The 23,945-nt window shown below is 65.4% G+C and carries 22 protein-coding genes; 20 read left to right on the top strand and 2 right to left on the bottom strand.

Annotated features, from left to right (window positions below):
• Positions 1-8: 8 nt before the first annotated feature.
• The 8 genes from bamA to ABT392_RS12715 all read left to right on the top strand — a co-directional run bounded on the left by bamA (position 9) and on the right by ABT392_RS12715 (position 7,768).
• Positions 9-2,354, top strand: coding sequence for an outer membrane protein assembly factor BamA (gene bamA, locus ABT392_RS12750; protein WP_395386826.1), 2,346 nt, complete (start codon positions 9-11; stop codon positions 2,352-2,354).
• Complete coding sequence (locus tag ABT392_RS12745; protein ID WP_334276218.1) at positions 2,354-2,863, top strand: OmpH/Skp family outer membrane protein; 510 nt, start codon at positions 2,354-2,356, stop codon at positions 2,861-2,863. The genes bamA and ABT392_RS12745 overlap by 1 nt, the downstream gene beginning before the upstream one ends.
• Complete coding sequence (gene lpxD / locus ABT392_RS12740; protein WP_334276216.1) at positions 2,864-3,901, top strand: UDP-3-O-(3-hydroxymyristoyl)glucosamine N-acyltransferase; 1,038 nt, start codon at positions 2,864-2,866, stop codon at positions 3,899-3,901.
• Between the two features lie 8 nt (positions 3,902-3,909).
• On the top strand, positions 3,910-4,353 hold the full coding sequence (gene fabZ, locus ABT392_RS12735) for a 3-hydroxyacyl-ACP dehydratase FabZ (RefSeq protein ID WP_334276481.1): 444 nt from the start codon (positions 3,910-3,912) through the stop codon (positions 4,351-4,353).
• A gap of 7 nt (positions 4,354-4,360) precedes the next feature.
• Positions 4,361-5,146, top strand: a complete 786-nt coding sequence (gene lpxA, locus ABT392_RS12730) for an acyl-ACP--UDP-N-acetylglucosamine O-acyltransferase (RefSeq protein ID WP_334276215.1) — start codon at positions 4,361-4,363, stop codon at positions 5,144-5,146.
• Positions 5,147-5,257: 111 nt separating this feature from the next.
• On the top strand, positions 5,258-6,403 hold the full coding sequence (lpxB, locus tag ABT392_RS12725) for a lipid-A-disaccharide synthase (RefSeq protein WP_395385603.1): 1,146 nt from the start codon (positions 5,258-5,260) through the stop codon (positions 6,401-6,403).
• The gene (rnhB, locus tag ABT392_RS12720) at positions 6,372-6,995 is read left to right on the top strand and encodes a ribonuclease HII (protein ID WP_334276213.1); all 624 of its coding nucleotides are present in this window, start codon (positions 6,372-6,374) and stop codon (positions 6,993-6,995) included. Before lpxB ends, rnhB begins: the two co-directional genes overlap by 32 nt.
• Complete coding sequence (locus ABT392_RS12715; protein ID WP_334276212.1) at positions 6,992-7,768, top strand: TrmH family RNA methyltransferase; 777 nt, start codon at positions 6,992-6,994, stop codon at positions 7,766-7,768. Before rnhB ends, ABT392_RS12715 begins: the two co-directional genes overlap by 4 nt.
• Before the next feature lie 4 nt (positions 7,769-7,772).
• Here ABT392_RS12715 and ABT392_RS12710 read toward each other — a convergent pair whose 3' ends face one another.
• A complete protein-coding gene (locus ABT392_RS12710) occupies positions 7,773-8,648 on the bottom strand; it encodes an EamA family transporter (RefSeq protein WP_395385604.1) in 876 nt (291 codons plus the stop codon).
• Entirely contained in the window at positions 8,648-9,469 is an 822-nt protein-coding gene (ppsR, locus tag ABT392_RS12705) for a posphoenolpyruvate synthetase regulatory kinase/phosphorylase PpsR (protein ID WP_334276210.1), read from the bottom strand. The genes ABT392_RS12710 and ppsR overlap by 1 nt, the downstream gene beginning before the upstream one ends.
• 206 nt (positions 9,470-9,675) lie before the next feature.
• On the opposite strand from ppsR, the gene ppsA reads away from it, so the two are divergent.
• The 12 genes from ppsA to ABT392_RS12645 all read left to right on the top strand — a co-directional run bounded on the left by ppsA (position 9,676) and on the right by ABT392_RS12645 (position 23,908).
• A complete protein-coding gene (gene ppsA, locus ABT392_RS12700) occupies positions 9,676-12,087 on the top strand; it encodes a phosphoenolpyruvate synthase (protein WP_334276209.1) in 2,412 nt (803 codons plus the stop codon).
• An 83-nt stretch (positions 12,088-12,170) separates the two neighbouring features.
• A complete protein-coding gene (locus ABT392_RS12695) occupies positions 12,171-14,261 on the top strand; it encodes a sodium:solute symporter family protein (protein WP_334276208.1) in 2,091 nt (696 codons plus the stop codon).
• A gap of 155 nt (positions 14,262-14,416) precedes the next feature.
• On the top strand, positions 14,417-14,779 hold the full coding sequence (rpsF, locus tag ABT392_RS12690; protein ID WP_282823640.1) for a 30S ribosomal protein S6: 363 nt from the start codon (positions 14,417-14,419) through the stop codon (positions 14,777-14,779).
• Between the two features lie 45 nt (positions 14,780-14,824).
• On the top strand, positions 14,825-15,145 hold the full coding sequence (priB, locus tag ABT392_RS12685) for a primosomal replication protein N (RefSeq protein WP_334276207.1): 321 nt from the start codon (positions 14,825-14,827) through the stop codon (positions 15,143-15,145).
• Between the two features lie 13 nt (positions 15,146-15,158).
• Positions 15,159-15,449: a 30S ribosomal protein S18 gene (gene rpsR / locus ABT392_RS12680; RefSeq protein ID WP_282823638.1), complete on the top strand. Its 291-nt coding sequence runs from the start codon at positions 15,159-15,161 to the stop codon at positions 15,447-15,449.
• 13 nt (positions 15,450-15,462) lie between these two features.
• Complete coding sequence (rplI, locus tag ABT392_RS12675; RefSeq protein ID WP_334276206.1) at positions 15,463-15,915, top strand: 50S ribosomal protein L9; 453 nt, start codon at positions 15,463-15,465, stop codon at positions 15,913-15,915.
• Between the two features lie 142 nt (positions 15,916-16,057).
• Entirely contained in the window at positions 16,058-17,476 is a 1,419-nt protein-coding gene (gene dnaB / locus ABT392_RS12670; protein ID WP_334276205.1) for a replicative DNA helicase, read from the top strand.
• A 231-nt stretch (positions 17,477-17,707) separates the two neighbouring features.
• Positions 17,708-18,121 carry a PepSY domain-containing protein gene (locus tag ABT392_RS12665; protein ID WP_334276204.1) on the top strand — a complete coding sequence of 138 codons (414 nt, stop codon included), beginning with the start codon at positions 17,708-17,710 and terminating at the stop codon, positions 18,119-18,121.
• 24 nt (positions 18,122-18,145) lie between these two features.
• On the top strand, positions 18,146-18,622 hold the full coding sequence (locus ABT392_RS12660; RefSeq protein WP_334276203.1) for a DUF2271 domain-containing protein: 477 nt from the start codon (positions 18,146-18,148) through the stop codon (positions 18,620-18,622).
• 10 nt (positions 18,623-18,632) lie between these two features.
• Complete coding sequence (locus ABT392_RS12655) at positions 18,633-20,834, top strand: PepSY domain-containing protein (RefSeq protein WP_395385605.1); 2,202 nt, start codon at positions 18,633-18,635, stop codon at positions 20,832-20,834.
• A complete protein-coding gene (locus ABT392_RS12650) occupies positions 20,815-21,804 on the top strand; it encodes an FAD:protein FMN transferase (protein ID WP_334276201.1) in 990 nt (329 codons plus the stop codon). Before ABT392_RS12655 ends, ABT392_RS12650 begins: the two co-directional genes overlap by 20 nt.
• A gap of 139 nt (positions 21,805-21,943) precedes the next feature.
• A complete protein-coding gene (locus ABT392_RS12645) occupies positions 21,944-23,908 on the top strand; it encodes a UvrD-helicase domain-containing protein (RefSeq protein WP_395385606.1) in 1,965 nt (654 codons plus the stop codon).
• Positions 23,909-23,945: the final 37 nt, after the last annotated feature.

Raw genomic sequence — 23,945 nt, 5'->3', positions numbered from 1 at the left:
TGTCCCTGATGAAAAGCCACCGCGCGCGTATGCGTCCGTCAGTCCTGACCTTGGCGCTCGCCGCCGTGCTGCACACCGGTGCGGCCTGGGCAGTCGATCCCTTCGTCCTCAAGGACATCCGCGTCGAGGGCGCACAGCGCACCGACCCGGGCACCGTCTTTGCGTCGCTGCCTTTCCGCATCGGCGATACCTACAACGATGAAAAGGGTGCCGCGGCGCTGCGCGCCCTGTTTGCCACCGGCCTGTTCAAGGACGTGCGCATCAACATCGACGGCACCACCGCGGTGGTGGTGATCGAAGAGCGCCCGATCATCGCCAATGTGAGCTTCGTCGGCCTGAAGGAGTTCGACACCGAAGCGCTGTCCAAGTCCCTGAAGGACGTCGGCATCGGCGAAGGCAAGGCTTTCGACAAGGCACTGGCCGACCGCGCCGAGCAGGAACTCAAGCGCCAGTACCTGACCCGCAGCCTCTACGGCGCACAGGTCACGACCACGATCACGCCACTGGAGCGCAACCGCGTGAACGTGGCTTTCACGGTGGTGGAGGGCGAGCCCGCCAAGATCGGCGAGATCAGCATTCGCGGCAGCAAGGTGTTCTCGGAGAGCACGCTGCTGGGCCTCCTGGAGCAGACCACCACCGGCTGGCTGACCTGGTACACCAAGACCGACCGCTATTCGCGCGCCAAGCTGGAAGCCGATCTGGAAAAGATCCGCTCCCATTACCTGAACCGGGGCTATCTGGACTTCGCTGTCGCCTCGACCCAGGTCACGATCTCGCCGGACAAGCAAAGCATCAACGTGGCGATCACGGTGCGTGAGGGCGAGCCCTTCATGGTCACCGACGTCAAGCTCGAAGGCGAGTTCCTGGGCCGCGACGAAGAGTTCAAGCGCCTGGTGGCCTTGCGCCCGGGCGAGCCCTACCGTGTCGACGCGGTCAATGCGACCACGCGCAACTTCACAGACCTTTACGGCACCTACGGCTATGCGTTCGCGCGCGTCGAGAGCCGCCAGGACATCGACCGCGCCACCGGCCGCGTCACGGTGACCTTCGTGGCCGACCCGCAGCGCCGCGTCTATGTGCGCAAGATGCTGGTCTCCGGCAACTCGCGGACCCGCGATGAAGTCATTCGCCGCGAATTCCGCCAGTTCGAATCGGCCTGGTACGACGGTGGTCGCATCAAGGCCTCGCGAGACCGCGTCGAGCGCCTGGGCTACTTCAAGGACGTCAACTTCGAAACCAACGAAGTGCCCGGCGCGCAAGACCAGGTCGATGTGGTGATGACGGTGACCGAGCGCCCGACCGGCAACATCATGGTCGGTGCCGGCTACTCCAGCCAGCAGGGCATGTCCTTGAGCGGCTCAATCCGCCAGGACAACGTCTTTGGCTCCGGCAACTACCTCGGCGTTGAAGTCAACACGGCCCGTACCGGCCGCGCGCTGACCTTCAGCACGGTGGACCCGTATTTCACGGTGGACGGCATCTCGCGCGCCGTGGACGTGTTCTACCGCACCACGAAGCCGTTGAACACGCTGGGTGAGTTCTACCAGCTGGTCACTCGTGGCGGCTCGCTGCGCTTTGGCGTGCCCTTCTCCGAGCAGGACACCGTGTTCTTCGGCGCAGGCTACGAAGAGACCAAGATCACGACCTCGGCCGGCCTGCCGAACAGCTACTTCCTGTACCGCCAGCAGTTCGGTCAGAAGAGCACGTCTTTCCCCTTGACGATCGGCTGGCAGCGCGACAACCGCGACAGCGTGCTTTCGCCGATGGCCGGCAAGTATCAGCGCGCCAACTTCGAACTGAGCCCGGTGGGTGACTCGCGCTTCGTGCGCGCCAACCTGCAATACCAGCAGTTCTTCCAGGTCTACGGCCCGAAGTTCACGCTGATGGTCAACGCCGAGTTCGGCTATGGCGCTGGCCTGGGCGGCCGTGAATATCCGATCTTCAAGAACTTCTACGCAGGCGGCCTGGGCTCGGTGCGGGTGTTCGAGGCCGGCTCGCTCGGTCCGGTGGACGTGACGGGTTCCTATTCAGGCGGTAACCGCCGCCTGAACATCAATGCCGAGATGTACCTGCCGGTGCCTGGCTCTGGCAATGACAAGACCTTCCGCCTGTTCGGCTTCGTCGATGCCGGTGGTGTCTGGGCCGAATACACCAAGCTGCGCTGGGACCGCGACAGCAAGGGGCGCGATGGCAATCTGATCGATGGTCCGGATATGCTTCGGGCTTCGGCCGGTATCGGCTTGAGCTGGATGTCGCCGATGGGCCCGCTGCGCCTCAGCTATGGCGCGCCAATCCGCAAGTACGGCAAAGATAGAATCGAGAAATTCCAATTCCAGATCGGGACTGCATTCTGATGAAGAGCAAGCTGCTTACTGCGATGGCCATTGCTGCCATCACCTCGCTGCCGACGCTGTCGGCCCAGGCCCAAGAGCTGAAGATCGGCTACGTCAACAGCGAGCGGATCAGTCGTGAGAGCAGTGCGGCCAAGGCGGCGCAGGCTCGTCTCGAAGCCGAATTCAGCAAGCGCGAAAAGGAACTCAAGGACTTTGAGACCAAGGTGCGCCTTGGTGAAGAGAAGCTGGAAAAGGACGCTCCGAGCCTGTCCGAGACCGAGCGCCTGCGCCGCCAGCGTGATCTGTCCGACCAGGGTCTGCAACTGCAGCGCAAGCTGCGCGAGTTCAAGGAAGACCTGCAGCGCCGCCAGACCGAGGAAATGACGGCCATGATCGAGCGCGCCAACCGCGTGATCAAGCAGATCTTCGACAACGAAAAGTACGACCTGATCGTGCAGGATGCAGTGCTGGCCAGCTCGCGCGTCGACATCACCAAGAAGGTGATCGACGCCCTCAACGCGCAGAAGTGATTGGCTGCCGTCGCCATCACCACGCTGGCTGATGTGATCGCCGCCTTGGGCGGCGATCTTCATGGCGACGCCCACACCGAGATTGACTCGCTTCAGCCACTGGCCGAAGCCTCGGCGCGTTCGCTGGCATTCCTGGCCAATCCACGCTACCAGTCGCAGCTCAATGAGAGCCGCGCCGCCTGTGTGATCGTGGCGCCAGCGCTGGCCGAGGTGGCCGCCGCCCGCGGCGCCGCCATCGTCACACCCGATCCCTACCTGTATTTCGCCCGGCTCACTCAGTGGTGGGCCGCGCGCGTCCGGCCGCAGTCGGCGGCGCGCATCCATCCCAGTGCGGTGATTGACCCGAGTGCCACCATTGGTGCTGATGTCGACATCGGCCCGCTGGCGGTGGTGGAAGCGGATGCCCGGATCGGCGACGGCGCGCGCATCGGGGCGCACTGCGTGATCGAGCGCAACGCCCGGATCGGCGCGGGCACGCGGCTCGCTGCGCGGGTGACCCTGGGCTTCGATTGCAGCATCGGTGAACGCTGCATCGTCCATGGGGGCGTGGTGATCGGTGCCGACGGCTTTGGCTTTGCACCCAGCCAGGGCGCATGGGTCAAGATCGAGCAGCTCGGTGCGGTGCGTATCGGCAATGAGGTTGAAATCGGCGCGAACACCTGTATCGATCGCGGCGCGCTGGGCGACACGGTGATCGAAGACGGCGTCAAGCTGGACAACCTGATCCAGATCGCGCACAACGTGCAGGTGGGAGCGCACACGGCCATGGCCGGTTGCGTGGGCGTGGCAGGCAGTGCGGTGATAGGCAAACATTGCACCGTGGGCGGTGCGGCCATCATCCTCGGGCATCTGAGCCTGGTCGATGGCGTGCATGTGTCGGCGGGCACCGCCATCACGCGCTCCATCAACAAGCCGGGCATCTACAGCGGCATGTTTCCGTTCGACGACAATGCCAGCTGGGAGAAAAATGCAGCCACGCTGCGTCAACTCCACGCGCTGCGCGAACGCGTCCGCGCCCTTGAGAAGAATTTAAAGTGACAGACATGATGCTCGACATCCACCAGATCCTGAAGAAACTGCCCCATCGCTACCCGTTCCTGCTGGTGGATCGCGTGTTGACGCTGGAGAAAGGCGTGGCCATCCGCGCGCTGAAGAACGTCAGCATCAACGAGCCGCAGTTCACCGGACACTTCCCGCACCGCCCGGTCATGCCGGGCGTGCTGATGATCGAGGCGCTGGCCCAGGCGGCGACGCTGCTGGCCCTGGTCACCGCTGACCTGGAACTGGACGACAACTCGGTTGTCTATTTCGTCGGCATCGACAATGCGCGCTTCAAGCGTCCGGTCGAGCCGGGTGATCAGCTGTTCCTGGACGTCAAGCTGGACCGCGCCAAGGCCGGCATCTACAAGTTCAGCGGCCAGGTGCTGGTGGGTGAAGAGGTGGCCGCGGAGGCCCAGCTGATCTGCACGATGCGCCGTATCGAGGGCTGAACCGCTCATGACCGCCCGCATCCATCCGACCGCGATCATCGATCCGGCGGCCGAGCTGGACGACTCGGTCGAGGTCGGCGCCTACTCGCTGATCGGCCCGCATGTGACGATCGGCGCCGGCACCGTCGTCGGCCCGCATGTGGTGATCGAGGGCCACACGACCATTGGTCGTGACAACCGCTTCTTCCAGTTCAGCTCGATTGGTGCGCCCAACCAGGACAAGAAATACGCCGGCGAGCCGACGACCCTGGTCATCGGCGACCGCAACACGGTGCGCGAGTTCTGCACCTTCAATATCGGCACGGTGCAGGACCGCGGCGAGACCCGTGTCGGCGACGACAATTGGGTCATGGCCTATGTTCACCTGGCCCATGACGTGGTGCTCGGCAACCAGTGCGTGCTGGCCAATGGCGCCACACTGGCCGGTCATGTGCAGGTGGGCGACTGGGTCACCATCGGCGGCCTGACCGGCGTCTTGCAACGCATGCGCATCGGCGACCACGCGATGGTGGGCTTCCAGGCCCATGTTTCGCAGGACGTGCCGCCCTTCATGACCGTGGATGGCCATCCGCTGGCCGCGCGGGGGTTGAACCTGGTCGGCCTGCGCCGGCGCGACTTCACGGCCGAGCAGATCGCCGTCGTCAAGCAGATCCACAAGCTGCTCTACCGCAGCAACCTGACGCTGGAGCAGTCCATCGCCGAGATCGGGCAGTTGCGCGGGCAGGGCGGTGACGCCGAGGTTCAGCTGATGCTTGACTTCCTTGCCTCGGCCGCTCGCGGCATCGTTCGCTGAAGCGATGAAACAATGGCGCAACCGCGCCCGGGCCGCAGCGCCGGGCCGCCCCAAGCAAGGCCCGACCCTCTCGGAGGGTCGCTTGGCGTACCCGCCAAGCGGGGTGCTCACATGACCACTGCGCCTCGCATCGGCATGGTGGCCGGCGAGGCCTCCGGTGACTTGCTCGCCGGCCTGCTCTTGCAGGGTTTGAAGGCTCGCTGGCCCGGCCTCACGGCGGCCGGCATCGGCGGCCCCAAGATGGCGGCGCAGGGCTTCGAGGCCTGGTGGCCGCATCACAAGCTGTCGATCTTCGGCTACGTCGATGCGCTCTTGAACATCCGCGAACTGCTGTCGATCCGCAAGCAGCTCGGCACGCGTTTGCTGGCTGAGAAGCCGGCGGTGTTCATCGGCATCGATGCGCCCGACTTCAACTTCGGCCTGGAGACGCGGCTGCGCGAAGGCGGCGTCAAGACGGTGCATTTCGTCTGCCCCTCGATCTGGGCCTGGCGGGCCGAGCGGGTCGAGAAAATCAAGCGCGCGGCCGACCATGTGCTGTGCCTGTTCCCCTTCGAGCCCGAGCTGCTGCAAAAGCATGGCATCGGCGCGACCTATGTCGGCCATCCGCTGGCAGACGCGATTCCGCTGGAGCCGCCGCAAGCCGCTTGTCGGCAATTGCTGAACCTGCCGGCCGATGCCACTGTCGTGGCGCTGCTGCCCGGCAGCCGGCGCAGCGAGGTTCGCTACATTGCCGAGCCGCTCCTGAAAGCAGCGCAGATCATGCAGGCTTCCAAGCCGGGCCTGCAATTCGTGATGCCGGTGGCGCCCGGTTTGCGCAGCTTGATCGACCCGCTCGTCCAGCGCCATGCGCAAGGCCTGAACCTGAGCGTGCTCGACGGCCGCTCGCACGAGGCCCTGGCCGCCTGCGACATCACGCTGCTGGCCAGCGGCACCGCTTCGCTCGAGGCTGCGCTGTTCAAGCGGCCCATGGTCATTGCCTATCGCATGCACGCCTTCAACTGGTGGCGCATCAAGGGCCGCAACTACCAGCCCTGGTACGGTCTTCCCAATGTGCTGGGCCGCGAGTTCCTGGTGCCGGAGCTGATCCAGGAAGAGTGCACGCCTGAGAACCTGGCCCGCGAAGGCCTGGCCTGGCTGGACGATACAGCTCGCGCCGAGCGGGTGCGCCAGCGCTTCACCGAACAACATCAACTCCTGCGCCGCAACACGGCCCAGGTGGCTGCCGATGCCATCTCGCAAGTCCTTGCCGGTGCCTGAGCAACTGGGCCTGCTCTGGCTCACTCCGGGCCTGATGGCAGGCGTGGACGAGGCTGGCCGTGGCCCGCTGGCCGGGCCGGTTGTGGCCGCCGCTGTGATCCTCGATCCCGAGCAGCCGATCAAGGGCCTCGGGGACTCCAAGGTGCTCAGCGAGAAGAAGCGCGAGCAACTCTTTGACGAAATCCGCGCCAAGGCCCTGTGCTGCTGCATTGCCGAGGCCTCGGTCGAGGAGATCGACAGCATCAACATCCTGCAGGCCACGATGCTCGCCATGCGCCGCGCGGTCGAAGGCCTGCGGCTCAAGCCGGCGCAGGTGCTGGTGGACGGCAACCGCCTGCCGGTGCTCAAGGTGCCGGCCGAGGCCATCGTCAAGGGTGATGCCAAGGTGCCGGCGATTTCGGCGGCATCGATCCTGGCCAAGGTCTACCGGGACCGGCTTTGCAAGGCGATGCACGAGAGCCATCCGCAATATGGCTTCGCAACGCACAAGGGCTACCCGACGGCCGAACATATTGCGGCGCTGCGTGAGCATGGCGTCAGCGCATGGCACAGGCGCAGCTTCGCGCCAGTGCGCGAATTGATCCAGTCATGACCGACATCCAGCACATCACTTCACGCGACAACCCGGTGCTCATGCGCCTGCGCAAGCTGGCCGGCGATGCGGCGGCCTATCGCAAGATCGGCAGCATCTGGCTGGAGGGCGATCACCTGGCACGCGCGGCCCTGGCTCGGGCGCATCCGGTCACGCTGGCTGTGATCACCGAAGAAGGCTGGAACGATCAGGCCTTGCGAGCCATCGCCGAGGCCGCGCCGCGCGTGCTGGTCGTGCCCACGCCGCTGTTCAAGACCGTCAGCGGCCTGGAGTCGCCGGCACAGATCGGCTTCGAGGTTCCGCATGCGGCCGGCCAGGCGCTGACGCCTGGCCTGGATTCCGTGGTGCTGGACCGGCTGCAGGACGCCGGCAATGTCGGCACCATCCTGCGCAGCGCGGCGGCACTTGGCTTCCGGCAGATCCTGGCCATCAAGGGTACGGCGGCGCTGTGGAGCCCCAAGGTGCTGCGCGCCGGCATGGGCGCACATTTCGGATTGCGTCTGATCGAAGGTCTCGCGCCCGAGGATCTGCAGGGGCTGAACGTGCCCTTGATTGCCACCAGTTCCTACGCCGAGGCGCACTTGCATCAGCTCCGGTTGCCCCAGCCCTGTGCCTGGGTGATGGGCCATGAAGGGCAGGGCGTGCAGGAGAGCCTGATGCAACGCTGCTCGCTGACCGTGGGCATTCCTCAGCCGGGCGGCGAGGAGTCGCTGAACGTTGGCGCGGCCGCGGCCATCTGCCTTTACGAATCGGCGCGCCAGCGCCTGGCCTGAGCCCTCACAAGGTCAGCGCGACGACGCCGGCGGCTATGCAGCCCGCACCGGCAAGCCGCCAGTGGCGCTCGCCTTCCTTCAGCAGCTGCCCGCCCAGCAAGGCGGCCACCAGCATCGACAGCTCACGTGCCGGCGCCACGCGCGACAGCGGCGCCATCTGCATCGCATAGAGCACCAGGATGTAGGCCAGCGGGCTCATCACTGCGACCATGAGCACGTAAGGCCATTGCTGGCGCAGTGCCGGCACGAAGCCGCTGCGGTCATGCAGCACCTTGGGCAGCATGAAGGGCACGCGCAAGACATTGCAGACCCAGTCCAGCAGCAAGGGTGACAGCAGCAGCACCTTGACCGCATAGCCGTCCACCACGGTGTACGCCGCAATCGTCGCGCCGGTCAGGGCGCCCCAGGCCAGGCCGAGCTTGCGCCGCCTGGCGGCCTCGGGGTCGCCCTTGCGCCAGAGCCCCGGCCCCGCGGCAATCAGCAAGATGCCGCCAACCACGCCCGCCAGTCCCAGCATGCCCGCCAGTCCCAGGTGCTCGCCGAGCAAGAGCACCGCCGCCGTGGCAGACAAGGCCGGCCCGCTGCCGCGTGCCACCGGATAGACCACGTTCAGGTCTGAGGCGCGGTAGCCGGCGAGCAGGGCGTTGAAATAGAAGAGATGCAGGATGGCGCTGGCCAGGGCGGCCAGCCAGGCCGCACTCGTCCACTGAGGGAACTGCTCCCAGCCCACCCACAGCGCCAGCGGTGCCCACAAGAGGCTCACGCCCAGCGAGCAGGCCAGCACGAAATGATGGTTGCCGCCTGCCTTCTTGGCGCCGAGATTCCAGAGTGCATGCAAGAGCGCGGCGCAGAGCACGAGGGCAATGGCGGCGGCCGGCATCAGTAGATCAGACGGTCGGGCCGGATGTCGTTCAGGATGGTGGTGGCGATCTCTTCGATCGACTTGTGCGTGGACGAAAGCCAGGAGATGCCGGCGCGCTTCATCATCGTCTCGGCCTCATTGACCTCGTAGCGGCAGTTCATCAGGTCGGCGTACTTGCTGCCCGGGCGGCGCTCGTTGCGGATCTGGCTGAGGCGGTCGGGGTCGATGGTCAGGCCGAAGCATTTGCGCTGGTGCGGCGCCAGCGAGGACGGAATCTTGCCGCGCTCGAAGTCTTCCGGGATCAGCGGATAGTTGGCTGCCTTGATGCCATGCTGCATCGCCAGGTAGAGCGAGGTGGGCGTCTTGCCGCAGCGGCTCACGCCAACCAGGATCACGTCGGCCGCGTCCAGGTTGCGGGCCGATTGACCATCGTCATGGGCCAGCGAGAAATTGATCGCCTCGATGCGGTCGTGGTACTCCTGGCTCTTGGCCACGTCGGAGAAGCGGCCCACCCGGTGGTTGCTCTTGACGCCGAACTCCTCTTCCAGTGGCTCGATGAAGGTGCCGAACATGTCCAGCACCTTGCCCCTGCAATGCTCGCGCACGATGGCCAGTACCTCGCGATTGACCAAGGTGGCGAAGACGATGGCCCGCTGGCCTTCCCGCTCGCCCATCTCGTTGATCTCCCGGCAGACCTCGTAGGCCTTCTCGGCCGTGTCCACAAAGGGGCGGCGCACATGGCGCGGCTTGCCCGGAAACTGGGCCATGATGGAGTTGCCGAAGGTTTCGGCGGTGATGCCGGTGCCATCCGAGACGAAATACACGGTGCGATTGGGCATGCTGTAACCCTCGTGGAACTCTTTTCATCATAGTGGCGCTTACCCGTAGAATCGCCGTCAACGCCATCAGCGACGCCTCCGATGTCCACCCCCCACAACCCACAAGAATCCAGAAATGCTGGCTGGGTGACATCGTCTGAAGCCGCGTCCTGCGCCGACCTGCGGTCGGTGGGAGCCCCAGATTCACAACATCACGGAGCCCTCCCATGTCTTCTCGCCTTGACGCGACCGCCCTGGTCGTACCGTTTGAGAATCTGAGAATGAACGACGTCGAGGTCGTTGGCGGTAAGAACGCCAGCCTCGGCGAAATGATCTCGCAGCTCGCCGCCACCGGCGTGCGTGTGCCTGGCGGTTTTGCGACCACTGCGCATGCCTTCCGCGAGTTCTTGAAATACGAGGGCCTGGACAAGCGCATCGAAGCGCGCCTGGCCGCACTGAACATCGACGACGTGCGCGCGCTGGCCGAAGCTGGCGCCGAAATCCGCGGCTGGCTGGAGGCGCAGCCGTTCCCGGCCGACCTCGAAGCCGAGATCCGCAGCTCCTTTGCCAAGCTGACGGCCGACAACCCCGGCGTCACCTTCGCCGTGCGCTCCTCTGCCACCGCAGAAGACCTGCCGGATGCCTCTTTCGCGGGCCAGCAGGAAACCTTCCTGAACGTGCACGGCATCGAAGAGGTGCTGCACAAGATGAAGGAAGTGTTCGCATCGCTCTACAACGACCGCGCGATCAGCTACCGCGTGCACAAGGGCTTCGCCCATGCCGATGTGGCCTTGTCGGCCGGCGTTCAGCGCATGGTGCGCTCCGACCTCGGTTCGGCCGGCGTGATGTTCACCATCGACACGGAGAGCGGCTTCAAGGACGTGGTCTTCATCACCTCCAGCTATGGCCTCGGCGAGACGGTGGTGCAGGGTGCCGTGAATCCGGACGAGTTCTATGTGCACAAGCCGGCATTGCGCAACGGCAAGCTGCCGATCATCCGCCGCAACCTCGGTTCCAAGCTGATCCGCATGGAGTTCTCGACGCCTGAAGAAAAGGCGGCGTCGGGCAAGCTGGTCAAGACCGTGGACACGGTGCCTGAGGCCCGCAACCGCTATTCCTTGAACGACGAGGAGGTGATCGAGCTGTCCAGGTACGCGCTGATCATCGAAGAGCATTACGGCCGCGCGATGGACATCGAGTGGGGCCGCGACGGCGTTGACGGCAAGATCTACATCCTGCAGGCCCGCCCCGAGACGGTGAAGAGCCAGGCCGAAGGCCAGGTCGAGCATCGCTACAAGCTCAAGGGTCAGGGCACGGTGCTGGCCGAAGGCCGCGCCATCGGCCAGAAGATCGGTACCGGCCCGGTGCGCCTCGTGGACAGCGTGGCCGAGATGGAGCGTGTCCAGCCTGGCGACGTGCTGGTGACCGACATGACCGACCCGAACTGGGAGCCGGTGATGAAGCGCGCCAGCGCCATCGTCACGAACCGCGGCGGCCGCACCTGCCACGCGGCCATCATTGCGCGCGAGCTGGGTATCCCGGCCGTGGTCGGTTGCGGCGACGCGACCGAGAAGCTGAAGGACGGTCAGTTGGTGACGGTCGCCTGCTCGGAAGGCGATACGGGCTTCATCTATGACGGCTTGCTCGAGACGGAAGTCAGCGAAGTGCATCGCGGTGAGCTGCCGTATTGCCCGATCAAGATCATGATGAACGTCGGCAACCCGCAGCTGGCCTTCAACTTCGCGCAGATGCCCTCCAGCGGCGTCGGCCTCGCGCGGCTTGAGTTCATCATCAACAACAACATCGGCGTCCACCCCAAGGCCATCCTCGACTATCCAAACATCGATGCGGACCTGAAGAAGGCCGTGGAGTCGGTGGCCCGTGGCCACGCCTCGCCGCGCGCCTTCTACGTGGACAAGCTGGTGGAAGGCATCGCCACGATTGCCGCTGCCTTCTTCCCGCGGCCGGTAATCGTGCGTCTGTCGGACTTCAAGAGCAACGAGTACCGCAAGCTGATCGGTGGTTCGCGCTACGAGCCCGATGAAGAGAACCCGATGCTGGGCTTCCGCGGCGCCTCGCGCTACATCAGCGGTGAATTCTCAGATGCCTTCGCGATGGAGTGCGAAGCGCTGAAGCGCGTGCGCCATGACATGGGCTTGACCAATGTCGAGATCATGGTGCCCTTCGTGCGTACCGTACGCCAGGCGGAGCGCGTGGTGGAGATGCTGGCGGAGCGCGGCCTGAAGCGCGCGGCCTCTGGCGGCACGGACGGCCTGCGCATCATCATGATGTGCGAAGTGCCCAGCAACGCGATCCTGGCGGACCAGTTCCTGGAGCATTTCGACGGCATGTCCATCGGCTCCAACGATCTGACCCAGCTCACGCTGGGCCTGGACCGCGACTCCGGCCTGGAACAGCTGGCCGGCGACTTCGATGAGCGTGATCCGGCCGTCAAGGCGATGATTTCGCGCGCCATCACGGCCTGCCGCGCCACCGGCAAGTACATCGGCATCTGCGGCCAGGGTCCCAGCGACCATCCGGACTTTGCCGATTGGCTGGCACAGGAAGGCATCGTCTCGATCTCCTTGAACCCGGACACCGTGATCGACACCTGGCAGCGCCTGGCTGTACGAAAGTAGGTCGCGCAGCAGACGGCGCATGGCGTGCACGCGGGTTCGTCTGAATCGACGCCCGCGCTGCGCGCTTGCATGATCGCCGGCCTATGTCCGCCCCTGCCCAGACCCCCGAAGCCCCAGGCTTTTCGCGCCGGCTGAACCGCATCTATGCCTGGTTCACGGCGGGCTTCGTGGGTTTCGTACTGACGCTGGCCCTGCTGGAGCGCCTGGGCCTGCCCAAGAGCTGGATCGGCTTCCTGTTCCTCTTGAGCACGGTGCTGCTCTACGCCGGCATTGGCGTGCTGTGCCGTACGACGGATGCCGACGAGTACTACGTCGCCGGCCGCCGCGTGCCGGCGCTCTACAACGGCATGGCGGCCGGCGCAGACTGGATGAGCGCGGCCACCTTCCTGGGCATGGCCGGCACGCTTTACCTGTCCGGCTATGGCGGCCTGGCCTTCGTGCTCGGCTGGACTGGCGGCTTCTGCCTGGTCGCACTCCTGCTCGCACCCTACCTTCGCAAGTTCGCCCGCTACACGGTGCCCGACTTTCTGGGCGAGCGCTATGGCGGCAATGGCGTGCGCCTGGTCGGTGTGACGGCGGCCATCCTGTGCTCCTTCATCTATGTCGTCGCGCAGATCTATGGCATCGGCCTGATCACGACACGGCTCTCCGGCCTGACCTTCGAGATCGGCGTGTTCGTGGGCCTGGGCGGCGTGCTTGTCTGCTCCTTCCTGGGTGGCATGCGTGCCGTCACCTGGACCCAGGTGGCGCAATACATCATTCTGATCATTGCCTATGTGGTGCCGGTGGTCTGGTTGTCGATCAAGCAGACGGGCGCGCCGATTCCGCAGCTGACCTACGGCTACCAATTGCAAAGCGTCAGCACGCGCGAGCGCGAGCTGATGAACGATACGCGCGAGCTGGCCGTGATGCGGGCGTTCGAGCAGCGGGCGAACGACTACAGCGAAATGCTGCGCGACGTGCCGGCCTCGCTGGCCCGGGAACGGCTTGCGGCCACCCGGCAGGTGGCCGCATTGAAGGCCGAAGACGCGCCGCTGGCGCAGATCCAGGCGGCGGAGAAGCGCCGCGCCGCCTTGCCGCGCACGCCACCTGAGGCCGAAGACCAATGGCGCCGCGCGCAAGCGCTGGCCGAGCAGCGCGCCAAGCCGCTGGCTGGGATGCCGCCCCATGCGCAGCAGTTCGCGGGCGACCCGACCGGCAGCCCCGACGAGAAGCGCGAGTTCAGTGACTCACGCCGCAACTTCCTGGCCCTGGTGTTCTGCCTGGTGGTCGGCACGGCGGGCCTGCCGCACATCCTGGTGCGCTACTTCACGACGGCCAGCGTGGGTGAAGCGCGCCGCTCGGTCGCCTGGTCGCTGTTCTTCATCTGCCTGCTCTATTTCACCGCGCCAGCGCTGGCGGTGATGGTCAAGTACGAAGTCTTCAACACCCTGGTGGGCACGCCCTTCGATCAACTCCCGGGCTGGATGTCGCAGTGGGCGCGCGTCGACCCCGGCTTGCTCTCGGTCAGCGACATCAACAAGGACGGCCTCTTGCAGCTTGGCGAGATGCGCATCGGCGGCGACATCATCATGCTGGCCACACCGGAGATGGCCGGGCTGCCCTATGTGGTTTCGGGCATGGTGGCGGCCGGTGGCCTGGCGGCAGCGCTGTCGACGGCGGATGGCTTGCTCCTGACGATCTCGGGCGCGCTCTCGCACGACGTCTACTACCGCACCATCAATCCGCGGGCTTCCACGGCGCGGCGGGTGACGATGTCCAAGGCCCTGCTGCTGCTGACCGCCCTGGCCGCTGCGGCGGTGGCTGCGCAGAAACCGGCCGACATCCTCTTCCTGGTGACGGCGGCATTTTCCTTTGCTGGCTCTGCCTTCTTCCCGGTGCTCGTGCTGGGCATCTTCTGGAAGCGTGCCAACGGGCCTGGCGCCATCGCCGGCATGCTGACCGGCCTCGCGCTGACCGGCTACTATATGGTCACTGCCCATCCCTGGCTGCGCTCGGCCTTCAAACTGGCCGGGCCACCCGAGCTGTGGTGGGGCATTCAGCCCCTGTCGGCTGGTGTGTTCGGTGTGCCGGCGGCCTTCGCGGTCTGCGTGCTGGTCAGCTTGTTGACCCGTCCTCCGACTGCGGAACAGCAGGCCCTGGTCGAGCATCTCCATGCCCCGCCCGACCGCTGAGCCGGTCAGGTTTGGCCTCAGCTGCGCTTCAGGGTATACTCGCGGGCTTCCCTTGCCGTACCCACGTCGCTGACGCTGTGGGGCGGCTTCCACGGGCTCTGTGCGACAAGACTTGTGTCGAAGCGGCTAGAGCCTGGAACCCTCAAGGAGTGTTTATGCGTCACTATGAGATCGTTCTGCTGATCCATCCGGATCAAAGCGAACAAGTTCCGGCCATGCTGGAGCGCTACAAGGGCCTGATCACCGCTGGCGGTGGTGCTGTGCATCGCGTCGAAGATTGGGGTCGCCGTCAACTGGCCTACCTGATCCAGAAGCTGGCCAAGGCCCATTACCTGTGCCTGAACATCGAATGCAGCAAGGAAGTCCTGGCTGAACTCGAAACGGGCTTCCGCTTCAACGACGCCGTGCTGCGTCACCTGACCGTGGCCAAGGACAAGGCCGAGACCACGCCGTCGGTGATGATGAAGGCCGTCGAGCGTGAAGAGGCCCGCAAGGCCCCGCAAGACGCCAACGCCTAAGCTGATTGGGTCGGCACTGGACCATTTCCTTCAAGTTTGCGCACCATGAACCAGCTGGTTCTGCAGGCGCAAATACAGGAGTTGGGCCTCGTCAGATACACACCGGCCGGCTTGGCCGCCCTGGACTTCACGCTCAAAGCGGAGTCCGAGGTGACCGAAGCAGGCAGACCACGCAAAGTCTCCATGGAGATCAAGGCGGTGGCCATCGGAGAGATCTGTCGGAGCATCCAGGCGCTTGGTGTCGCAGGGAATGCCCTCTTCAAGGGGTTTCTCAGCAACCAGCGCAACGGCCGTGGAACCATCTTCCACGTCACCGTCCTGGAGCGCCAATCAGCCAGCCCGTCGTTCGATACCGGATTGAATTAACAAGGACATCACTATGCCTCCCGCACGTGGTAAAGGTCGCTTCTCCAAAGACAAGAAGCCCAAGCGCAATCAACAATCGTTGCTGTTCCGTCGCAAGCGTTTCTGCCGCTTCACCGTCACCGGTGTCGAGCAGATCGACTACAAGGACATCGACACCCTGCGCGATTTCATCGCCGAAAACGGCAAGATCACGCCCGCTCGCCTGACCGGCACGCGCGCCTTCTTCCAGCGCCAACTGACGGTCTGCATCAAGCGCGCCCGTTTCCTGGCCATGCTGCCGTACAGCGACCAGCACAAGGTCTGAGGAGTAACCGAACATGCAAATCATCCTGCTTGAAAAGGTCGCGAACCTCGGCAACCTGGGCGACGTCGTCAAGGTCAAGGACGGCTACGCACGCAACTTCCTGATCCCGACCCGCCAGGCACGCCGTGCCACGGCCGCCGCGATCAAGGAATTCGAAGCCAAGCGCGCCGAACTGGAAAAGATCGCCGCTGAAAAGCTGGCAGCCGCTACCGCCCTGGGCGAAAGCCTGAACGGCAAGACCGTGCGCATCGCCCAGAAGGCTGGCGTGGACGGCCGTCTGTTCGGTTCGGTCACCAATGCCGACATCGCCGAAGCGCTGGGCAAGCTGGGCTTCGCCATCGCCAAGGCCCAGGTCCGCCTGCCCAATGGCCCGCTGAAGGCCATCGGTGACTTCGCCATCGCCGTGGCTCCGCACACCGACGTGGTGGTGGACATCTCGGTGCAAGTGGTTGCCGAAGCTGAGTAAGTAGTGCCCCTATGGTCAGCAGCCTTCCCGGCTGCTTAGATCCAGGAAGCCGACGCCTGTTTTGGGTGTCGGCTTCGTCGTTTCTGGAGGCTGATGTTGTTCAATCAGTTTCCCCCGCTTGTCCCCAGGGTTGTCCACAGCGATGTCAGCGATCTTCTCCTCCCCCTCATCCGGCATTGACGACGAAGTCGCCCGCCTGCGCGTGCCACCGCATTCGGTCGAGGCCGAGCAAAGCGTTCTGGGCGGCCTGCTGATCGACAACAGCGCCTGGGACCGTGCCGGTGACCTGCTGAGCGACACCGACTTCTACCGCTACGAGCACAAGCAGATCTTTGCCGCCATCGGCAAGCTGATCAACGGTGGCAAGCCGGCCGACGTGGTGACGGTGTTCGAGGAGCTCACCTCGCTGGCCAAGGCCGAGGAATGTGGCGGCCTGGCCTACCTGAACGCGCTGGCCCAGAGCGTGCCCAGCGCCGGCAACCTGCGCCGCTATGCAGAAATCGTGCGTGAGCGCGCCGTGCTGCGCAAGCTGGTCAGCGCCAGCGACGAGATCGCCAGTGCCGCGATGAATCCGCAAGGCCGGGCTGTGAAGGACATCGTCGACGAGGCCGAAGGCAAGATCTTCCGCATCAACGAGGAAGGCAACAAGAGCGGCCAGGGTTTCCAGAGCATGGACAACCTGATCGTGGCGCTGATCGACCGCGTCAACGAGCTGGCCGAGAACGGCGCCGAAGACGTGACCGGCGTGCGCACCGGCTTCTACGACCTCGACAACATGACCGCCGGCCTGCAGCCGGGCGACCTGATCGTCCTTGCGGCGCGCCCCTCGATGGGCAAGACCGCTTTCGTGGTGAATATCGGCGAGAACGTGGCCATCAACGAAGGCCTGCCCGTCGTCATCTACTCGATGGAAATGGGCGCCGCGCAGCTGGCCCTGCGGATGGTCGGCTCGGTCGGCCGCATCGACCAGAGCCGCCTGCGCCTGGGCCGCCTGAATGACGACGAATGGGGCCGCCTCTCCGAAGCCGTCGACAAGCTTGGCAAGGCCCACATCTACATCGACGAAAGCCCGGGCCTGAGCCCGTCCGAGGTGCGTGCGCGTGCGCGCCGCCAGGCCCGCATCAGCGGCCAGTTGGGCCTGATCATCATCGACTACCTGCAGCTGATGAGCGGCAATGGCGGCGGCAACGAAGAGAACCGTGCCACCGTCATCGGTGAAATCTCGCGGGGCCTGAAGGCCCTGGCCAAGGAATTGAAGTGCCCGGTGATTGCGCTGTCGCAGCTCAACCGCTCGGTGGAGCAGCGGCCCGACAAGCGGCCCATGATGTCTGACCTGCGCGAATCGGGCGCCATCGAGCAGGATGCCGACATCATCATGTTCATCTACCGAGATGAGTACTACACCAAGGACGAGTGCAAGGAGCCGGGTGTGGCCGAGATCATCATTGCCAAGCAGCGTAATGGTCCGGTGGGCACGGTGAAGCTGGCGTTCCAGCGCATGCACACCAAGTTCGAGAATCTGGCGCCGGGGTACGTGAGCCCGGCCGGCGCTGAATACTGATCCTTGACCCCAATGTGCGCTGGGCCACCATTGCCAGACATGCAATGGTGGCCCTTCACATTTCTGGTAGCGCCGCGCGGCCCAGGCCGGCAAGCCTGACGCTCAGCCATTCAGCTGTGCTTAAGCATCGCACGTCAATATTGCCAGGCAGCAGGAGAGCGCATGCCGCATGCAGATGCGCGTTGCCGCTGGGATACCGTCGTGTGCCAGCCCTCTTGATTGGAGCCTTCCATGAACTACCTGCCCTCGTTGCGCCATGGCTTCTTCGCTCTGTCGCTTGGCCTGGCTGTCCTGCCCTCGTGGGCTGGCGACGATTGCGAAGCACCTGTGAACCGCTGGCAGTCGCGCGAAGCTTTGGGGCGGTGGGCATCGGCGCAGGGCTGGCAGGTCAAGCGGCTGAAGATCGACGACGGCTGCTATGAAATTCTCGGTACGGATGCTCAAGGCCGCAGCTTCAAGGCCAAGGTCGATCCGGAAACCCTGAAGGTGTTGAGGTTGAAGAAGAACGGACACCAGCGTAGCCGGGAACGCGACCACGATGACGCGGCTGCTGCCAAGCAGCCCCGGCCGCCACTGCCGGAGGGCGCTCCCGTGCCAGCGTCCAAGCCTGCCTCAGGCAGCGCGCCACGTGGCCAGCTTGTGTAACCCCTTTCCCACAGGAGCAGCATCATGCCCAAACCCCTCATGACCATTGTGGGCACCGCCTGCGCACTGGCCCTGCCCACCTTGGCACAAGGCCGTCCGCTCACGCTGACCGCCCAGCTCAAGAACTACGGCGGCGATGGCGCCTACCTGGCGGCATACCTGACCGATGCCAAAGGCACCTATGTGCGCACGCTGTGGGTGGCGGGCGGCAAGGCCAAGTACTACAAGCACCTGTCTGACTGGAACCGCCTCTCGGCCGGAGACGGAAAGCGCCTGGATGGCGTGACCGGCGCCAGTGTGGGTGCCGGGCGCACGCTCAAAGTCACCGCCGATCTTGCAAATGCGCTGATTGACGGGGGCTATGAAATCCGGCTCGACGCCGCGGCAGAGGACATGCGAGACAGCCCATCGGAGGTTCGCATCCCACTGTCCACCGCCAACGCAGGCAAGCCTCTGGCCGGCAAGCAGTACATCCAGTCCGTGACTTTCCAACTCAAGTGAACGGGCTCGCATGAGCTGGAAGGCCGTTCACCGCTGGCTCGGCCTGACCCTGGGCACCCTGACCGTGGTGCTGGGCATCACAGGCGCCATCCTGGCGCTCGACCCGGTCCTGCATGCATGGGAGGCGCCTGCCGCGCCAGGCAGCTTGCGGGTGACGACCCTGGCGGAGCGTGTGAAGCGCAATGTCCCGGACACGGAAGAGATTCGCCGCCTGCCTTCAGGGGCCATCGTGGTGTTCAGCTTTGCGGGTGAGCAGCCGCTGGCTTCCTACATGGACCCCGCCGATGGCAAGGTGCTTGGTGCCTGGCAAGCGTCGGCGCTGCCGCGCTGGGTGAAGAACCTCCACCGCTCGCTGCTGTTGGGCGACGCCGGACGCTGGGCTGCGGCGGGCGTTGCGCTGAGCATGGGCCTGCTGTGCGTTTCCGCCCTGGTGCTATTGCTGCGACGCATGGGCGGCTGGCGGCGGCTGTCGGCGCGGGTGCGTGGCTCGCTGGCGCAGCTTATCCATGTGGTCGCGGGCCGGGTGCTGCTCGCCGTGCTGTGCCTGACGTCGATCACCGCGCTGACCATGAGCGCCTCGACCCTGGGCCTCGTGGCGCTTGACAGCTCTGAGCCCGAGGTGCTCTCTGTGGCCACCGGCAGGCCTGATTTGCCCGCTGCGCAACTGGGTTCGCTGGAGAACTTTGCAGTGAAGGATCTGCGAAAGCTGACTTTCCCCAGTGCTGCCGACCCGGAGGACACCTGGAAGGTCGCCACTGCCCAGGGGCAAGGGTGGATTGACCGGTACTCTGGCCAGATGCTGGCCTGGCAAGACGCCACCCTTGCGCAGCGCGTCAACGACCTGGCCGTGGTCCTGCACACGGGTGAGGCCGCCTGGCTCTGGGCCCTTGTGCTCGGCTCCGCAGGCGCCAGCGTGTTGCTGTTCTGGCTGTCGGGCATGGTCATCTGGTGGCAAGCACGCCGCCAGAGGACGCAGATCGCAGGAAACACGCCGCTCACGCAGGCCGACGTGCTCATCTTTGTGGCCAGTGAAGGGGGCAGCACCTGGGGCTTTGCTCAGACACTGCACAAGGCATTGAGCGATGGCGGCCATCGCGTTCACTCCGGCCCGCTGGAGAACTTTCGAACGACGGCAGCCACGCGGCTGGTGTTTGTGCTTGCCGCGACCTATGGCGAAGGTCAGGCCCCGGCGCACGCCAGCCAGGCCCTGGACCGCATTGCCAAGCTTGACGCCAGCGCTGTGCCGGTGACCGTGCTGGGCTTCGGTGAGCGGCAGTTTCCGGCCTTCTGCGCTTTTGCTGTTGCGCTGGACCAGAGGCTGCGCGCGCAGGGCTGGCCGGCACTGCTGCCGTTGGAGTGCATCCATCAGCAATCGGGCCAACAGTTTGCGCGCTGGGGCGACGCCCTGGCACAGGCACTGGGTGAAAAACTGGTGCTGGAGCATGTGCCGCGCATACCGTTCACGACGGCGCTCACGCTTGTTGCGCGCCAGGACTATCCAGATGCTCAAGGTGGAGCTACGGCGATCCTGCGCTTTGCGTGGCCTGCGCAGCGTCTGTGGGCTCGCCTGTGCGGGCACGGTCTGTCGCGGTTCGCTGCAGGCGACCTCGTTGGCATCGTGCCGCCGGGTTCTGCGGTGCCGCGCTACTACTCGCTGGCATCGGGCCAGGAAGATGGGTTCCTGGAAATCTGCGTGCGTCAGATGGCCGGTGGCCTGTGCTCAACCAGCTTGCTGGGCCTTCGGGTGGGCGACAGCATCACAGCCTTCATTCGGTCCAATCCTGGCTTTGCACTGCCGCGAACTCGACGGCCTGTTGTGCTCATCGGGGCAGGCACGGGCGTGGCACCGCTGGCCGGCTTCATTCGCCGCAACGACAGGCGCATCCCGATGCACTTGTACTTTGGAGGGCGCGATCCCGCACGGGACTTCTACTTCGAGCCCGAGCTCCAGCGCTGGCTCGGCGACGGGCGCCTGGCAACGCTGCAGGCGGTGTTCTCTCGCGTGCCTGATGGCGGCGGCTATGTTCAAGATGCACTGCGCCGAGATGCCGAACGCTTGCGCGCCCTGCTCGCGCAGGGGGCCATCGTGCGCGTCTGCGGAAGCCGTGTCATGGCACAGGGCGTGGTCGCAGCGCTGAACCTGGTGCTGGCACCCCTGCAGAGCGTTGCGACGCTCAAAGCGGAGGAGCGCTATGCCGAAGATGTCTTCTGAGGCGGCCGCGCCTGGTCGGCGCATGACCCTCCACGGCCCGACCATGGGTACCCGGTGGTCGGTCAGCATCGATGTTGGCAACGCCGTCGACCTGTCAGCCTTGCAGCAGACCTTGGCCGTAGCGGTTGAGCAGGTCGACCAGCAGATGTCACCCTGGAAACCGGACAGCGATCTCGCGCGGCTGAATCGCGCAGCCGTGGGCGAGTGGGTGGCGCTGCCTGCTGAAATGCTGGAGGTGCTGGACTGTGCGCTCGATGTCAATCGCCTGAGCGCCGGCGCATTCGATCCCTGCGTAGGGGCGCTGGTCGATGCTTGGGGGTTTGGCGCGGTGCGCGATGCACCTGATGCGCAGGCGATTCGCCTCGCGCGCGAGGCCATGCCGGTTGCCGCACACGAATGCATTGAGCTGGATGGACCTGCCGGGCGTGCGCGCAAGCATTCGCCCTTGCAACTGGACTTGTGCGGCATTGCAAAGGGATATGCGGTGGACCGCATGGCCCTCGTTCTGCAGCAGCACGGTGTGCGACATGCGCTGGCTGCGCTTGACGGCGAACTGCGCGCCGTGGGCGCTCAGGCCAGCGGCAAGCCCTGGGCCGTGGCGCTCGAACGCCCTGAGGCTGGGCGCCGCGCGGTGCACGGGGTCATCGCGCTGGAGGACCTTGCCGTGGCCACCTCGGGCGACTACCGACGCTATCTGGACGTGGAGGGGGCGCGCTTGGCACACACCATGGATCCGCGCCGCCGCGCGCCCGTGCGCAACATGGTGGCCTCGGTCACCGTGCTGGCGCGTACCTGCATGCGGGCGGATGCCTGGGCCACGGCCTTGCTGGTGGCCGGTGCCGACGAAGGTCTGGCCATGGCACAGGGGATGCGGATGGATGTGCTGTACCTCTTGCGTCGTGCAGAGCGGCTGACGGAAGTCGGGCTGGGGCGGTTCGACCAGTCCGGCCATAATTCGACGAATTCATAGGCTCGTTGGAACCTGTCTTCCTTTTGCATCATGTTCATCTGCCGCGACGAGTACGACACCAAGGACGAGTGCAAGGCGCCGGGTTTCGCGAGCCACGCCAGTGCCGAGCGCTGATGGACTGCGCCCGCTAGCCGCCGCGATGTCCGATCCCATCTTCGTCCCTGCGGGCATTCGCCCCAGCGACGAGCAGCAGACCATCCAGACGACTCGAGCACGGCATCTGCTGATCGAGGCCAATGCCGGCGCTGCCAAGACGACCACGCTCGCCTTGCGCATCGCGCAGGCCTTGCATCGCGGCGCCTCGCCGCAGATGATTCTGGCGCTGACCTATACGGCACCGGCTGTGCAGGCCTTGCAGGCGCAGTTGCGCCTGATCGGTGTTCCGGCGGCCCAGATTGCCGCTCTGCGCATTCACACCTTCGAGTCGTTCAGCGCGGAGCTGCTGCTCGCCCTTGAAGGCCCAGGCGCCTTGCAACTGGCCAGCCTGGAGCAGATCAGGCCCTACCTGCTGCGCGCCATCGAGCGCGCGCAAAGCTGGCCCGACGAGCGCTATCCCGAGGAGATGGCTGTCACGGCTTCGTCAGAGGCCCTGGTCGAAGGGCTGCTGCAGTCGTTTGCGGTTTTGAAAGGTGGCCTGGGCGTTGAGCAGCGACTGGGCGACGTCGGGCTGAGCCCGGAAATGGCCGAAGAGCTGGGCTGCGACTACTTCACGCTGCGAGTGCGCGGCGCCTTTGAGGCGATTCGCCGCGGCGGGCATCCCGACCATCCGGCCTTTCGTTTCGACGGTGATGCCTGCTACGACCTCGCCCGCGCCCTGTTGGCAGAGGAGGGCCTCGCCACGGGTGAGCATTCGCCGCTGGCGCTGGGCCTGGCGCTGATCGTCGTCGACGAAATGCACGACACCAACCGGGCGATGTTCACCGTGCTCAAGGCGCTGCTGCAGCACAACCCGCGTGCGGCCTTTGTCGGCGTCGGTGACCGTGACCAGGTGATTCACTCGCAGGCGGGCGCGGAGGCCGGCTTCATGCGCGAGCATTTCGAGCAGGAGATCGGCCAGCCGATGCGCCTGCCGCTGACGGCCAGCCATCGTTTTGGCGCCACGCTGGCGCAGGCGGCCGGCCTGCTGGCATGCAAGCCCTATCTGGCCGCCGGCCTTCGTGCCACCGAGATCTGCTTGCTCCCCGCCGACTCGCATCGCCTGCAGGCCCAGTTGATCGCGCGCATCGCGCAGGAGCACCTGGCGCAGTCAGGGCTTCAGGATCTGCGCCTGCTCTTGCGCCGTCCTTCGCAATCGGTGCTGATCGAGCGCGAGCTCCTGAAGCTCGGCATTGCCTATGACGCGCAGGGCCTGCGCCCCTTCCTGCAGCGCCGCGAAGTGCTGCTGGTGCGCGGCCTGCAGGCCTTTTGCAGCAATGACTTCAGCGGCTTCCCGGACAAGGCGCAGCGAGCGCAGGTGCTGGAGGCCATGATGCTTTTCTGTGGCGCCTGGATCGACAGCACCGAGCTGCGCCATGTCGACGCCGTGACCGCGCAGCGCCGAGCGATCGAGGAGGCCGCAAGCCCCGTCGATGGCATGCATGACTTCATCGCCAACCAGGTGCTGCGCACGGCCTCGGACTTCGCCAGACCCAGGCTGCACGCAGCAATGGAGCTGCTGCGTGCGGGTGGCCTCAGCACGTTTGCGCGCGGGTTCATGCAGGCGCTGGACCCGGCAGGCCTGGCGCGTGCCGTGCTGGTCCGCCGGGAGGACATCACCCAGGTGCGCGACAACATCGCCCAGCTCGTGCAGGTGGTGCTGGCCGAGGACACCAGCGTGGCCGACGGCTTCCAGATGCTGCATGCGCTGGCCCTGGTGCAGTCGCGTGTGCGGGGCAAGTCGCGCGTGACACTGTCCAGCATCGAGGCCGCCAAGGGCCTGGAGTTCGACCATGTGCTGATTCCGCACCTCGGCCGTGGCGAGTTTGTCGGCGAGGCCGGCGCCGCTGAAAGCCGCAATCTGCTCTATGTGGCGATGACGCGCGCGCGGCAGCGCCTCACCCTGGCCTTCAATCCACAGGCGCCCTCACGCTTCCTGCTGGACGCGGGCTTGCTGCCTGGTCCATGATTTCCCCGGCTTGCCGTGAAGCGTGAGGCCTGTGACG

Source organism: Paucibacter sp. JuS9 (assembly GCF_044043925.2).
GTDB lineage: Bacteria > Pseudomonadota > Gammaproteobacteria > Burkholderiales > Burkholderiaceae_C > JAUASW01.
This window is presented reverse-complemented; position numbering and strand designations above follow the sequence as displayed.

Bases quoted from the DNA above. Each gene is read 5' to 3' on its own strand.
- bamA (WP_395386826.1), top strand. From the start codon at position 9: ATGAAAAGCCACCGCGCGCGTATGCGTCCGTCAGTCCTGACCTTGGCG.
- ABT392_RS12745 (WP_334276218.1), top strand. From the start codon at position 2,354: ATGAAGAGCAAGCTGCTTACTGCGATGGCCATTGCTGCCATCACCTCG.
- fabZ (WP_334276481.1), top strand. From the start codon at position 3,910: ATGCTCGACATCCACCAGATCCTGAAGAAACTGCCCCATCGCTACCCG.
- lpxA (WP_334276215.1), top strand. From the start codon at position 4,361: ATGACCGCCCGCATCCATCCGACCGCGATCATCGATCCGGCGGCCGAG.
- lpxB (WP_395385603.1), top strand. From the start codon at position 5,258: ATGACCACTGCGCCTCGCATCGGCATGGTGGCCGGCGAGGCCTCCGGT.
- rnhB (WP_334276213.1), top strand. From the start codon at position 6,372: ATGCCATCTCGCAAGTCCTTGCCGGTGCCTGAGCAACTGGGCCTGCTC.
- ABT392_RS12715 (WP_334276212.1), top strand. From the start codon at position 6,992: ATGACCGACATCCAGCACATCACTTCACGCGACAACCCGGTGCTCATG.
- ABT392_RS12710 (WP_395385604.1), bottom strand. From the start codon at position 8,648: ATGCCGGCCGCCGCCATTGCCCTCGTGCTCTGCGCCGCGCTCTTGCAT.
- ppsR (WP_334276210.1), bottom strand. From the start codon at position 9,469: ATGCCCAATCGCACCGTGTATTTCGTCTCGGATGGCACCGGCATCACC.
- ppsA (WP_334276209.1), top strand. From the start codon at position 9,676: ATGTCTTCTCGCCTTGACGCGACCGCCCTGGTCGTACCGTTTGAGAAT.
- ABT392_RS12695 (WP_334276208.1), top strand. From the start codon at position 12,171: ATGTCCGCCCCTGCCCAGACCCCCGAAGCCCCAGGCTTTTCGCGCCGG.
- rpsF (WP_282823640.1), top strand. From the start codon at position 14,417: ATGCGTCACTATGAGATCGTTCTGCTGATCCATCCGGATCAAAGCGAA.
- priB (WP_334276207.1), top strand. From the start codon at position 14,825: ATGAACCAGCTGGTTCTGCAGGCGCAAATACAGGAGTTGGGCCTCGTC.
- rpsR (WP_282823638.1), top strand. From the start codon at position 15,159: ATGCCTCCCGCACGTGGTAAAGGTCGCTTCTCCAAAGACAAGAAGCCC.
- rplI (WP_334276206.1), top strand. From the start codon at position 15,463: ATGCAAATCATCCTGCTTGAAAAGGTCGCGAACCTCGGCAACCTGGGC.
- dnaB (WP_334276205.1), top strand. From the start codon at position 16,058: ATGTCAGCGATCTTCTCCTCCCCCTCATCCGGCATTGACGACGAAGTC.
- ABT392_RS12665 (WP_334276204.1), top strand. From the start codon at position 17,708: ATGAACTACCTGCCCTCGTTGCGCCATGGCTTCTTCGCTCTGTCGCTT.
- ABT392_RS12660 (WP_334276203.1), top strand. From the start codon at position 18,146: ATGCCCAAACCCCTCATGACCATTGTGGGCACCGCCTGCGCACTGGCC.
- ABT392_RS12655 (WP_395385605.1), top strand. From the start codon at position 18,633: ATGAGCTGGAAGGCCGTTCACCGCTGGCTCGGCCTGACCCTGGGCACC.
- ABT392_RS12650 (WP_334276201.1), top strand. From the start codon at position 20,815: ATGCCGAAGATGTCTTCTGAGGCGGCCGCGCCTGGTCGGCGCATGACC.
- ABT392_RS12645 (WP_395385606.1), top strand. From the start codon at position 21,944: ATGTCCGATCCCATCTTCGTCCCTGCGGGCATTCGCCCCAGCGACGAG.